The sequence below is a fragment of the Aliagarivorans taiwanensis DSM 22990 genome (assembly GCF_000429505.1).
Classification (GTDB): Bacteria; Pseudomonadota; Gammaproteobacteria; order Enterobacterales; family Celerinatantimonadaceae; genus Aliagarivorans; species Aliagarivorans taiwanensis.
Genome location: NZ_AUBZ01000001.1, coordinates 166,786 through 179,223 on the forward strand (window position 1 = coordinate 166,786; position 12,438 = coordinate 179,223).

The 12,438-nt window shown below is 51.6% G+C and carries 10 protein-coding genes and 1 pseudogene; 6 read left to right on the forward strand and 5 right to left on the reverse strand.

The window, feature by feature from the left end:
• Positions 1–18 precede the first annotated feature (18 nt).
• Together G462_RS0100755 and bamJ are read left to right on the forward strand one after the other, a co-directional pair.
• Entirely contained in the window at positions 19–999 is a 981-nt protein-coding gene (locus G462_RS0100755; protein ID WP_026957295.1) for a pentapeptide repeat-containing protein, read from the forward strand.
• Between the two features lie 48 nt (positions 1,000–1,047).
• Positions 1,048–1,518: a BamJ family beta-barrel-assembly machinery protein gene (bamJ, locus tag G462_RS0100760; protein ID WP_026957296.1), complete on the forward strand. Its 471-nt coding sequence runs from the start codon at positions 1,048–1,050 to the stop codon at positions 1,516–1,518.
• A gap of 52 nt (positions 1,519–1,570) precedes the next feature.
• On the opposite strand, the gene G462_RS0100765 is transcribed toward bamJ, so the two are convergent.
• The 5 genes from G462_RS0100765 to G462_RS0100785 all read right to left on the reverse strand — a co-directional run bounded on the left by G462_RS0100765 (position 1,571) and on the right by G462_RS0100785 (position 6,045).
• Complete coding sequence (locus G462_RS0100765) at positions 1,571–2,806, reverse strand: cystathionine gamma-synthase family protein (RefSeq protein ID WP_026957297.1); 1,236 nt, start codon at positions 2,804–2,806, stop codon at positions 1,571–1,573.
• 124 nt (positions 2,807–2,930) lie between these two features.
• On the reverse strand, positions 2,931–3,653 hold the full coding sequence (locus G462_RS0100770) for an ABC transporter permease (RefSeq protein WP_026957298.1): 723 nt from the start codon (positions 3,651–3,653) through the stop codon (positions 2,931–2,933).
• A 2-nt stretch (positions 3,654–3,655) separates the two neighbouring features.
• Positions 3,656–4,357, reverse strand: coding sequence for an ABC transporter permease (locus G462_RS0100775; protein ID WP_026957299.1), 702 nt, complete (start codon positions 4,355–4,357; stop codon positions 3,656–3,658).
• 47 nt (positions 4,358–4,404) lie between these two features.
• Entirely contained in the window at positions 4,405–5,169 is a 765-nt protein-coding gene (locus G462_RS0100780) for a transporter substrate-binding domain-containing protein (protein WP_026957300.1), read from the reverse strand.
• A 105-nt stretch (positions 5,170–5,274) separates the two neighbouring features.
• The gene (locus G462_RS0100785; protein ID WP_026957301.1) at positions 5,275–6,045 is read right to left on the reverse strand and encodes an ABC transporter ATP-binding protein; all 771 of its coding nucleotides are present in this window, start codon (positions 6,043–6,045) and stop codon (positions 5,275–5,277) included.
• Positions 6,046–6,872: 827 nt separating this feature from the next.
• Between G462_RS0100785 and G462_RS21275 the strand changes: the two are divergent.
• From G462_RS21275 to rlmA, 4 genes and pseudogenes are all read left to right on the forward strand, one after another.
• Positions 6,873–8,393, forward strand: a pseudogene (locus tag G462_RS21275) (DUF3360 family protein).
• A gap of 124 nt (positions 8,394–8,517) precedes the next feature.
• A complete protein-coding gene (gene pflB / locus G462_RS0100795) occupies positions 8,518–10,800 on the forward strand; it encodes a formate C-acetyltransferase (protein WP_026957302.1) in 2,283 nt (760 codons plus the stop codon).
• Between the two features lie 95 nt (positions 10,801–10,895).
• Positions 10,896–11,636, forward strand: a complete 741-nt coding sequence (gene pflA, locus G462_RS0100800) for a pyruvate formate lyase 1-activating protein (RefSeq protein ID WP_026957303.1) — start codon at positions 10,896–10,898, stop codon at positions 11,634–11,636.
• On the forward strand, positions 11,636–12,430 hold the full coding sequence (rlmA, locus tag G462_RS0100805) for a 23S rRNA (guanine(745)-N(1))-methyltransferase (protein WP_026957304.1): 795 nt from the start codon (positions 11,636–11,638) through the stop codon (positions 12,428–12,430). The genes pflA and rlmA overlap by 1 nt, the downstream gene beginning before the upstream one ends.
• Positions 12,431–12,438: the final 8 nt, after the last annotated feature.

The window sequence follows — 12,438 nt, forward strand, 5'->3', positions numbered from 1 at the left end:
TAAACACCGGGGAGAGCGATGCCAGAAATCAAACGTTGCCTTTATCACGACAGCTCTGGCGCCAAGTGTGAGCAGCCCGCCCTCGACAGTGGGCTTTGCTTTTGGCACGACCCGGACCAAGACAAATCAGGCCCTGATATAAAGCACAAGCTCGAGCAGTTTGCCCACAACGGTGGCATGCTGCGCGGGCTACAGTTAAAGCGCGCTCAGCTCGAAGACATCGACTTAGTCAAACATGGCAGCAAGCAAGGCTATGACTTGAGCGGGACTGACCTCTACCGGGCTCGCCTGAGCGGTGCCCACCTGTTTAACGTAAAGCTATGCAACGGCAGCTTGATGAAGGCCGACCTGCGCGGCGCTAACCTAAACCATGCCGACCTGCGCGGCACCAACCTACTGGGCCTCAAGCTCGAGCAAGCCGCCTTCGACCATATCAATATCGGCGAACATCTTATGCAGGAGAAGCTGGCGGTGGCTGCCGATAAACAGGGTGACCATACCAGCGCGCTGGATTACTACCAGCAAAGCGAAGAGATCTACCGCAACCTACGTAAGACTGCCGAGCACGAAGGGCTGTTTAACATCTCCGGTTGTTTCTTGGTGAAAGAGCTCACCATGCGCCGCAAGCAACTACCGCGCTACTGCATTAATCGCTTGCTTTCCAAGCTAGTTGAAGTGGGTTGCGGCTATGGCGAGGTGCCCGCGCGGGTGATCGTCTCTTCCGCCACGATTATCGCGATCTGTGCGCTGTGTTACTTTTTTATGGGTATCCACTTTAGTGGAGAGATCGTACGCTTTAATCTACAACACAGTGTGTCCCAGAACCTTATCGCACTGGCGGAGTGTTTGTATTACAGCGTGGTGACCTTTACTACCCTCGGCTACGGAGACTTCACCCCAGTGGGGCTGTCGCGCTTAGTTGCCGCTTTGGAAGCGTTCACCGGAAGCTTCGTTATCGCCCTGTTTGTGGTAGTGTTTGTAAAAAAAATGACGCGTTAAACCAATCTAGTTTAATGCTCTCTCCAACGATTTAGAGAGGTAAGCACATTGCAATACATCGTTATCGTGGCAATTTTTCTCGCTGCCTTCTGGTTTTTACGCCGCTACAGCAGTAGCCAGCAAGCGGGTGCCCACCTCGACCATTCGCGTTTGTTCCTAGAAGAGAACGGTAAAAAAGAGGGAGTGATAACCACGGCCTCAGGGCTGCAGTACTTGGTACTGGAACAGGGCAGCGGCGAGAGCAACCCAAGCGCCAGCTCAACGGTAACTGTTCACTACCACGGTACGCTTATCAATGGCCAGGTTTTCGATAGCTCAGAAGAGCGCGGCGAGCCCGCAACCTTCCCCCTCAATCAAGTGATTAGCGGCTGGACCGAGGGCCTCCAGCTTATGGTCGAAGGCGATAAATACCGCTTCTTTATCCCCTCAAAGCTGGCCTACGGCAACCGCAACATCGGTAGCATCCCCGGCGGCTCACTGCTTATCTTCGATGTTAGCCTGCTTAAAATCGAGTCGTAGGCCCGTCGTTAAGCGCGCAATTCAAATAAGGCGGCTACTAGGCCGCCTTCGTTTATAGTGCCTCTAAGGCCTGTCTGAAGTCGTCCAACAGGTCCTGTTGGTCTTCAATGCCAATCGAGCAACGAATCATATTCTCGCTGATCTGAGCGGCCTGGCGTGCTTGCAAGCCCATCTCGTAGTAGATGGTTTGCGCTACTGGCAGCGCGAGGGTGCGATTGTCGCCCAAGTGGGTGGCGTTTAACACCAGATGCAAGCTATCCAAAAAGGCCACTGGCTGATACGTATCTAACAGATCGAAGCTGACCAAGGCGCCAAAGGCGCTGAACAACGATGCCGCACGTTGATGCTGAGGATGCTCCGCCAGCCCCGGATAATACACGCGCGCCACTTTAGGGTGCGCTGCCAGCATCTCGGCCAACGCTTGGGCGTTGTCGCACTGGCGCTGCATGCGCAGTGCAAGGGTCTCCACGCCCATCGAAAGCTTGTGGGCCGACTCAGAGCTTAAACAGCCACCAAAGTCACGCAGGCCCTTTTTCTTGATCTGATTGAGCCCCCACAGCGTGGGGTCGCCCTTGCGATAGCCTTCGAAGATATTCGGGTAGCCCTGCCAGTCATATAGCCCGGTGTCGCTCACTGAGCCCCCCAAGACTGCACCATGACCACCGACATACTTGGATAAGGAGTTGATAATCAAACTGGCACCCACCGATTTGGGTTGGAATAGCAGTGGGCTGGTTAGGGTGTTATCGACCACATAGATCCAGTTGTGCTGCTGGCAGAGCTCGCCAATGCCTTTCAGGTCGGCAATCTGGGTGGCCGGATTGGCGATGGTTTCGACAAACACCAGCTTGGTGTTTTCTTGAGCGCAGGCTGCGATATTGGCGGCATCGGTTGCATCCACCAAGCTGACCTCTACCCCAAAGCCGCGTAAGGTGCCAAACACACTGCTGGTGTTACCAAACAAGTGGCGGCTGGCAATGATGTGATCGCCCGCCTTGAGAAGCGTAATAAAGGTAGTGGTAATCGCCGCCATACCACTGGCAAACAGTAAGCAGCCAACAGATTGCTCCATCATCGCCAGCTTGCCTTGCAGGTAATCGAGCGTGGGGGTGGATTGGCGCGAGTAAGCATGGCCGGTTTGCTTACCTTGAAATACATCCACCAAATCCTGGCTCTGGGCATAGGCATAGGGCACTGAGGCATGCACTGGCGCATGAACACCACCGAACTCAACGCCCTGCATACGGTCGTAATGGACAATCTTGGTGGTGAGGCCGTTAAGTTTCATAGGGTTCTCCGTTTTGGTTGCGAAATAGCGGGTTTCGAAATAGCAGGTTTCGACAAAGCTGGTTGCAAAAAGTTGCTGTTAAAAAAATAGTCGCGAAAAAAAAGGGCTGACGCCCCTTTTTCAATTAACTCGATAATGGCCTCAGATGGCGGTGCCAACGTTTCTCCCACTGCTTGAAGCCAAACACCAATATAAAGGTCAGGCACAGATAGATTAACGCAGCGAAGGTAAAGGCCTCAAATGGCGCGTAGTACCTTGCATACACATCTCGGGCTGCACCGGTAATATCAATGATGGTTACCACGCTGGCGATCGAGCTGGCATGCAGCATGAAGATCACCTCGTTGCTGTACGCAGGGAGAGCCCGGCGAAACGCACTCGGCAGGATAATCCGGCGCATGCACTTACCACGCGACATGCCGTAGGCCATCGCCGCTTCAATCTCGCCTCGTCCGGTCGCCACAATTGCACCACGGAAGATCTCGGTGGTATAAGCGGCGGTGTTCAACACAAAGGCAAACAAGGTCGGTACATAGGCTTCACGCACAATCGGCCAGAACATCGATTGCTGAATGCCATCGATGTAGGCCACCCCGTAGTAGATGATATACAGCTGGATCAGCAAGGGGGTACCGCGGAAAATGTAGGTAAATAGCCATACACTGCGATTCACCAGCCAGTTCTCGGAGGTACGCATGATGGCTAATGGTATCGCCAGTACTAAGCCGATAATCAGCGATAGGAATACCAGTTGTACCGTCATCACCAAGCCATCCCAGTACTCAAGTACGGTGCTCAAGGTGAAGATGTCGTTATTGGCGAGCAGCTGCTCGATTGCTTCATACATCGTTACGCCCTCACCACACCAGCACTAAAGCGGATTTCCAGCCGTTTCAGCACATATTCAGACACACTGGTCAGCGCCAGGTACACCGCGGCCACTGGGATAAAGAACAGGAAGGGTTCATGCACCGCACCAGCGGCTTCTTTTGCCAGGCGAACCATGTCTTCCAGTCCAATCACCGATACCAGCGCGGTGGTTTTAACCAACACCAACCAGTTATTACCAATGCCAGGGATCGCATGGCGAATCATCTGCGGCACGGTAATCCGTTTAAACACCTGCCAGGCTGACATGCCATAAGCACGCCCAGCTTCGATTTGCCCATGCTCTACCGCAAGGAAGGCACCGCGGAAGGTCTCGCCCATGTAGGCGCCAAAAATAAAGCCAATGGTGGTAACACCCGCCACAAACTCATTGATGTTTATATAAAAGTCGATGCCATAGCGCTCATAAAGCACATCGGAAAAGGCATTCACACCGATTTGAGCACCAAAGAAGATCAGCAGCATCAGCACCAGATCGGGTACCCCGCGGATAACCGTGGTGTACACCATGGCGATGCCATTTAGCACTTTGTTCTTGGACAAACGAGCCACTGCAGCGAGCATTCCCAACAACAAAGCAATAAATAGAGAGAGGAAGGCCACTTCTAAGGTTAGGATCGCGCCCTTAAAAATTGCCGGGCCGTAGCCGTGAAGGTCTAACATAGTTTGGATCTCAGCTTAGGGCGGTCTCCCGCCCTTGTCGCTTTGGATTACTTCTTGATGCTGTAATCGAAGTACTTGGCGTTGATTTCGTCGTAAACACCGTTTTCTTTCACGGTTGCCAGAGCCTTGTTAAACATCTCAATCAAATCGGTGTCACGCTTACGCGCTGCAACACCTACGCCTTCACCTAGCTGAACGTTATCGCCCAGTACTTTGTAGGCATCGCCGCCATCGGCTTCGATAATGGTGCTAACGCCCACTGGGTAATCCAGTACCACTACGTCAAGACGGCCGCCACGTAGGTCATTTACCAGGTCATCACCAGCGGTGTAGCGTTTGATTTCAGCCACGCTGCTGTAGTTCTCGGTGGCGTAAACGTCTTGGATGGTACCGCGTTGTGCACCTACACGCAGACCTTTCAGCGTTTCTGGGTTATAAGGGTCAACTTCGCTGGCTTTAGGGCCGAAGAAACCAGTTGGCGTATTGTAGTAAGCTTCTGAGAACAGGACTTTCTTAGCACGCTCTTCGTTGATAGACATTGATGAGAAGATCGCATCGTATTTGCGCGCCAACAGACCCGGAATAATGCCATCCCATGCCTGTACTATCCACTCACACTTCACCTGCATCTCTTCACACACTGCGTTACCAAGATCAATCTCGAAACCAGTCAGAGAGCCATCTGGCGCGCGGTATTCAAAAGGTTCATAAGGTACGTCAACGGCTAAACGAACCACGTCCCAGTCTTTAGCTTGAACGGCGGTGCTTGACAGAACGACTGCTCCAAATAGAGCGACCAGTGTTTTCTTCATTGTTTTCTCCATGTGTTTGCTTTAAGTACCGGACTGGGTTGTCGCGATACTTCTTCCCTAGTTAGTAATAGTAGTTTTTATCGATATCTTTTAAGAATTTTGGGCTTAGTATTTCGGTGCTAAGAACTGCTTCATCCGCTCGGAGTCGGGGTTGTTAAACACCTTATCTGGCGTGCCCTGCTCCTCTACGATGCCTTGATGTAAGAACATCACGTGATTGCTCACGTCACGGGCAAAGGCCATCTCGTGGGTCACCACTACCATGGTGCGGCCCTCTTCTGCCAGTGAGCGCATTACCTTAAGCACTTCGCCTACCAGCTCAGGGTCGAGCGCAGATGTGGGTTCATCAAACAACATCACCTCAGGGTCCATGGCCAAAGCACGCGCGATGGCTGCACGCTGCTGCTGGCCGCCAGACATATGCGCCGGGTAGTAGTCGCGACGCTCATAGAGTCCGACTCGCTCCAACAACTCTTTAGCGTGTTCAGTGGCCTCGGCCTTGCTTTTGCCAAGTACGTGGATGGGCGCTTCAACGATGTTCTCTAATACGGTCATGTGTGACCATAGGTTGAAGCTTTGAAATACCATCGACAGGCGCGAGCGCATATGCTCAACCTGACGCTTATCGGCGGGGGCACGGTCGCCATTGCGCAGTTGCTTAAATGCTAAATGTTCGCCGTGGACGTAAATCTCACCTAGAGTGGGGATCTCAAGCAGGTTCATACAGCGAAGGAAAGTACTCTTACCAGAACCGGAAGAGCCGATGATAGATATCACATCACCTTTGTGCGCGGTTAAATCGATGCCTTTAAGCACCTCATGTTCACCAAAGGTTTTATGCACATTACGCGCTTCTAATGCCGCAGTTTGACTCATTCTGTTCCTTGTCTTTGCAAGCCGATTACCGCGCCTGCAAAAGCGAGGCTCAGATCACACTATAAAGTGTTTTGGCATGACAACTCTATTATTCCCAATGATTAGAAAGCTACCACTGTAATCCGGCAAACTCAACATTTTGTGGTGCAATCTCACAATTTCAGCCTAGATTATGTTCTATTTCTAATCAACCGCCGGATATTTATATTCATTTTCAGTGCATATTACATCGATTATGGTCTTGTTTTTCCACACCCTCAGTTGCGCGTAGTTCACTCAGTTTTGTCCTTATATAGAAGCTCGCCTTTTCCTTAGGGCACGTTGTTGATGTGTTGTTAACTTGTAAACACAGCAATTGCTTATTTTATTAAGGGAGCCAAATTTGGTAAGTAACTTACAGACAAAAATCCCTAGCGTTTGCTGTCATATCCAAAATAAGCAGAATTACGTAGTAAAATTACTTACTATTTGGCGATTATTGATCTTGATCAATCTTTGGAATCTAACGGCTTTGCTACAATTTCCGCCAACGATGCTAAAAGGTATTGCTTACAATTGGATCTTTGTTAAGCATTAGTAGCTAAACTTGGCGTAGTCTGCTGAAAAATGTTCGAAAGGCTCTAGATTCAACTTACCAATAACGCATGTTAAAACGTCGTCCAACTGGCCAAAAGATGAGCTGTATTCATCGCTTTTGACCACTGGGCTAAATTTGTACGGATTACAACATTACAATTTGTTTCAGAGAAGGATCTCGCATTAGCCCAGGGCAAAATTGGCTCAGAAGATCTGCATCTGATCCAGCGTACTAAAACACTGAGGATAATATGTCTACAAACGCACATCAGCGTCGAGATGCAGAAGAAAAAACCTATCAGGAGCTTCACCGCCCCGCGTCAGAGTTTGACAGCCGCTCTGACTATCTGGATCACGAACTGCAAATCATGAAGCCGCGACGCTGGTCGCTCAACCTGCCAGGCCGTGATTTTCGCTTTGAATAGGAAGATCTGGTTCCCGCTATCGCCGGTACTATCGGCATTATTGCCATGTACTCTGCGGTGATGTCATCTTGGGCCGAAGCCCTCACCGCCAAATATGAATGGGTAAACCTCGGCAAAGACTTTGCCATTGAAGTGGCCCGGGTAGAGATGTTAATCCCCGCGCTGCTATTCTGCGTGCTTGCCTCAGGCTTTGTTAACCCGCGCGCTAACTTGGCCGGTAACCACGGCCCGATGATCCCAATGATTGCCGGTATCGCACTGGCCGGCGCTCATCCTCTGGCCTTGGCCATCTTGATTGGCGTGTTCGGCCTGCTACTTAGCTACCTCAAAGGCGGCTCCAAGCTGGTTAACCTAACCTCGCAAGGCGTAGCCGGTGGTTTGCTGGTTTACTTAGGCTTTACCGGCTCGATGAGCCAGATTGGCGAGGTTCAAAAATGGGCCAATGGCCTGGAAGGCGAGATGGGCTATGTGGGCCTGATCGTATTGTTCGCCACTATCGTGTTATATGCGGTTCTCGCCAAGCTCGGTAAACGCTGGCTGGCTATTCCGCTGTGTGCAGTAACCGGCCTGGTTATCGCGCTGATGTGTGGCGCAGGCTTTGACTTGGTATTTGAAACCCAAGTTGGCCTGCCTAACCTGAACCCGGTTTACTGGTGGGGCTCGCAAGAGCACGGCTGGATGCTCGGTCTTCCCAACCTGCAACAGTTTATTGCATCGCTGCCATTCGCTATTTTGGCGGTTGCCATGTGGTCTCCCGATTTTCTTGGCCACCGTATCTTCCAAGAACTGAACTACCCCAACAAAACCGACAAGGTATTGATGGACGTGGATGACACCATGACCGTGTGTTCGGTACGCCAAATGGTCGGTACTGCAGTCGGAGGCGGTAACATCACCTCAAGCTGGGGTACCTATATGATCCCAGCAGCCATCGCAAAACGTCCGATTCCGGCCGGCGCCATCGTATTGGGCGTACTGGTTATGACCATCGCCGTATTGGGCTTCCCGATGGATGTGGCAGTATGGCCACCGGTGATGCGTGTTGCCCTGCTAGTAGGGGTATCGCTGCCACTTTTAGAAGCCGGCATGCAGATGATTAAAGACGCAAAAGATTCACAATCTGCGGGTATTTGTGTATTCGCAGCGATGGTGACCAACCCAGTTTTGGCTTGGGCACTAACAATGGCACTGGACAACAATGGTTTGATCGGCGATAAAGAGCGCCCGAAAGCCCTGAGCTATATTGACCGGGTTATTATTCCTGTATCAGTACTGCTGATCTGTTTAGCCGCAATGCTCGCGGTTGGCATGCTTGAAAGACAGTATGGCATTCCGGCTTTGTTGTAACAGTTTCGGTTTAACTTCGCTCGGCCCTATACTACCGAGTGAGTAAAAGATAAGCGGCGCGGTCGCGTCGCAGTGTGGCGACACACGTTTTACATTTGTATACCAACTATAGGTGGGACAAAACATGGCAGATAAGAACGACGTTTTTGCAAGCGCTTGGGAAGGCTTTGCCGCCGGCGACTGGCAAAATGAGGTTAACGTTCGTGACTTTATTCAGAAAAACTACACCCCATATGAAGGTGACGAGAGCTTCCTAGCTGATGCTACCGAAGCGACCGACGCCCTGTGGGACAAAGTCATGGAAGGCATTAAAGAAGAAAACCGCACCCACGCGCCGGTAGACTTCGACACCTCAGTTATTTCAACCATTACTGCTCACGATGCCGGTTACATCAACAAAGACCTGGAAACCATCGTAGGTCTGCAAACTGAAGCGCCTCTGAAACGTGCCATCATCCCTAACGGTGGTATCCGCATGATCGAAGGTTCTTGTAAAGCCTACGATCGCGAACTTGACCCACAAGTTTCTAAGATCTTCAGCGAGTACCGTAAGACTCACAACCAAGGTGTATTCGACGTTTACACTGGCGACATCATGAAGTGTCGTAAGTCTGGTGTTCTGACTGGTCTGCCAGATGCTTACGGCCGTGGTCGTATCATCGGTGACTACCGTCGCGTAGCGCTATACGGCATCGACTTCCTGATGGCTGACAAAGCTAAACAGCACAAGTCTTTGGAAAAAGACCTGGTTGGCGGCGAGACTCTGGCTGAAACCATCCAACTGCGTGAAGAGATCTTCGAGCAGTACCGTGCTCTGGACCAAATCAAGCAGATGGCAGCGAAATACGGCTGTGACATCTCTGGTCCTGCTACCAACGCTCAAGAAGCTGTTCAGTGGACCTACTTCGGTTACCTGGCTGCGGTTAAGTCTCAAAACGGCGCAGCAATGTCGTTTGGTCGTAACACCACCTTCCTGGATATCTTCATCGAGCGTGATATCGCTGCTGGTAAACTGACCGAGCAAGATGCGCAAGAGCTGATCGACCACTTGGTGATGAAGCTGCGTATGGTTCGTTTCCTACGTACCCCTGAGTACGATGAGTTGTTCTCTGGTGACCCAATCTGGGCAACCGAGTCTATGGGTGGTATGGGCACCGACGGCCGTACCCTGGTTAGCCGTACTGCGTTCCGCTTCCTGAACACCCTGTACACCATGGGCCCATCTCCAGAGCCAAACATCACTGTACTGTGGTCAGAGCAACTGCCTATCAACTTTAAGAAATACTGTGCCAAGGTTTCTATCGACACCTCGTCTATCCAGTACGAGAACGATGACCTGATGCGTAACGACTTCCAAAACGACGACTACGCAATCGCATGTTGTGTATCGCCAATGGTTGTTGGTAAGCACATGCAGTTCTTCGGCGCTCGCGCTAACCTGGCTAAAACCCTGCTGTACGCAATCAACGGCGGTGTTGATGAGAAGCTGAAGATGCAGGTTGGTCCTAAGTCTGACAAGATCACCGACGAAGTTCTGAACTACGACGATGTGATGGGTCGCCTGGACACCTTCATGGATTGGCTGGCTGAGCAATACGTGACTGCACTGAACTGCATCCACTACATGCACGATAAGTACAGCTACGAAGCTTCTCTAATGGCGCTGCACGATCGTGACGTTCGTCGCACCATGGCGTGTGGTATTGCGGGTCTGTCTGTTGCTGCTGACTCTCTGTCTGCTATCAAGTTCGCGACTGTTAAGCCAGTACGTGACGAAGACGGCATCGCAGTAGACTTCGACATCGAAGGCGAGTATCCGAAATTCGGTAACAACGACGACGCCGTTGACGCTATCGCGGTTGATCTGGTTGAGCGCTTCATGAACAAGATTCGTAAGCTGAAAACCTACCGCAACGCCGTTCCAACTCAGTCTGTACTGACCATTACTTCTAACGTTGTATACGGTAAGAAGACCGGTACTACTCCTGACGGTCGTAAAGCTGGCGCGCCATTCGCTCCAGGTGCAAACCCAATGCACGGCCGTGACGAGAAAGGTGCTGTAGCGTCTCTGACTTCGGTAGCAAAACTGCCATTTGCTAACGCGCAAGACGGTATCTCTTACACCTTCTCTATCGTACCTAACGCACTGGGTAAAGATGATGACACTCAGAAGACCAACCTGGCTGGTCTGATGGACGGTTACTTCTACCACAACGCTGACGTTGAAGGTGGTCAACACTTGAACGTTAACGTAATGAACCGTGAGATGCTGATGGACGCGATGGAAAACCCTGAGAAATACCCTCAGCTAACCATCCGTGTATCAGGTTACGCAGTACGCTTTAACTCTTTGACCAAAGAGCAACAGCAAGACGTAATCACCCGTACCTTCACTCAAAGCATGTAATTGCCTTGAGTAGTTTCGGCTAAGCCGATACTGCGGTTATAATAAGCCCCGGCCAAATTTGGTCGGGGCTTTTCTTTTTTGAGGTAGAAAACTTAATGGCAACTGTTGGACGTATCCACTCCACCGAATCATGCGGAACCGTTGACGGACCCGGTATCCGATTTATTGTTTTTACGCAGGGCTGCTTGATGCGCTGCCAGTACTGCCATAACCGTGATACCTGGGATCTGCACGACGGCAAAGAAGTGACTGTCGATCAGATCATGAACGACCTGCGCCCCTACCGTAACTATATGAATGCCAGCGGCGGCGGCGTCACTGCCAGCGGTGGCGAAGCGATGCTGCAGCCTGAGTTTATTCGCGACCTGTTCCGCGCCTGTCAGGCGGAAGGCATCCACACCTGTCTTGATACCAACGGCTATATCCGCAAGCACACCGATGTGGTTGACGAAGTGATGGAAGCCGCCGATCTGGTGATGCTCGACATCAAGCAGCTTAACGACGATGTGCACAAGACCTTGGTTGGCGTCAGCAACAAGCGGGTACTGGACTTCGCCAAGTACCTCAACCAAATCGGCCAAACCACTTGGATTCGTTATGTTGTGGTACCGGGTAAGAGCGACGATGATGAGTCGGCCATTGCACTAGGCGAGTTCATTAAAGACTTCGATAACGTTGAGAAGATTGAGATGCTGCCCTACCACGAGCTGGGCAAACACAAGTGGACCGCCATGGGCGAAGAGTACCCATTAGCCGGCGTGAAGCCGCCTTCAAAAGAGACCATGGAGCGCCTGCAGGCAATCCTCAAGCGCTACCACGATAACGTGATCTTTTAATGCTGCTCTGCCCTATCTGTCAAAGCCCACTCACGCTTACCAACAAGCAGTGGGCTTGTGTTAACCGGCACAGCTTCGATGTCGCCAAAGAAGGTTATGTTAACCTGCTGGCGGTGCAACATAAACGCTCCAAGAATCCCGGCGACAATACCGACATGATTCAAGCGCGCCAGCAGTTTATGCATGGCGGGCACTACCATTTTTTGGCAGACGCCATCTGCGACCAGCTCGGCGAAGTCAACGCGAACACCCTACTCGACTTAGGCTGTGGTGAAGGCTACTTCACCGAGGCGATGTTTGCATCACTCAAGCCAGCAGAGCTGTTCGCCATTGATATCTCTAAGGCCGCAGTACGCCTGGCGGCCAAGCGCCAGCCTGCGATAAACTACCTAGTGGCCAGTAACCACCGTATCCCCTTGCCGGAGCAAAGCGTTGATGTCGCAGTACGAGTGATGGCACCCAGTCAGCTCAGTGAGCTGCAGCGACTGATCAAACCGGGCGGCCACCTGTTGATTGTGCGTCCCGGCGCGCGTCACCTTTATCAGCTCAAGCAGCAGATCTACCAAGATGTGCGCTTGCATGATGAGCAAGCCGATGAGCTTGAGGGCTTCCAGCTTCTTGAGCAACACAAGGTTGGCGCCGAGCTCACCCTTGACCAAGCAGCCATGGGCCAACTGGCCAGCATGACCCCCTTCGCTTGGCGTAAGACCGACAAACTAAAAGAGGCCTTGCAAAGCAAGACCTCTTTTGAAATGAGTACAGCGTTTGTGCTGGACTGGTATCAGCGGGACTAAGCAGCTAG

Coding starts and splice junctions, on each gene's coding strand:
- G462_RS0100770 (WP_026957298.1), bottom strand. CDS start 3,653: ATGTATGAAGCAATCGAGCAGCTGCTCGCCAATAACGACATCTTCACC.
- G462_RS0100765 (WP_026957297.1), bottom strand. CDS start 2,806: ATGAAACTTAACGGCCTCACCACCAAGATTGTCCATTACGACCGTATG.
- pflA (WP_026957303.1), top strand. CDS start 10,896: ATGGCAACTGTTGGACGTATCCACTCCACCGAATCATGCGGAACCGTT.
- rlmA (WP_026957304.1), top strand. CDS start 11,636: ATGCTGCTCTGCCCTATCTGTCAAAGCCCACTCACGCTTACCAACAAG.
- G462_RS0100775 (WP_026957299.1), bottom strand. CDS start 4,357: ATGTTAGACCTTCACGGCTACGGCCCGGCAATTTTTAAGGGCGCGATC.
- G462_RS0100780 (WP_026957300.1), bottom strand. CDS start 5,169: ATGAAGAAAACACTGGTCGCTCTATTTGGAGCAGTCGTTCTGTCAAGC.
- G462_RS0100785 (WP_026957301.1), bottom strand. CDS start 6,045: ATGAGTCAAACTGCGGCATTAGAAGCGCGTAATGTGCATAAAACCTTT.
- pflB (WP_026957302.1), top strand. CDS start 8,518: ATGGCAGATAAGAACGACGTTTTTGCAAGCGCTTGGGAAGGCTTTGCC.
- G462_RS0100755 (WP_026957295.1), top strand. CDS start 19: ATGCCAGAAATCAAACGTTGCCTTTATCACGACAGCTCTGGCGCCAAG.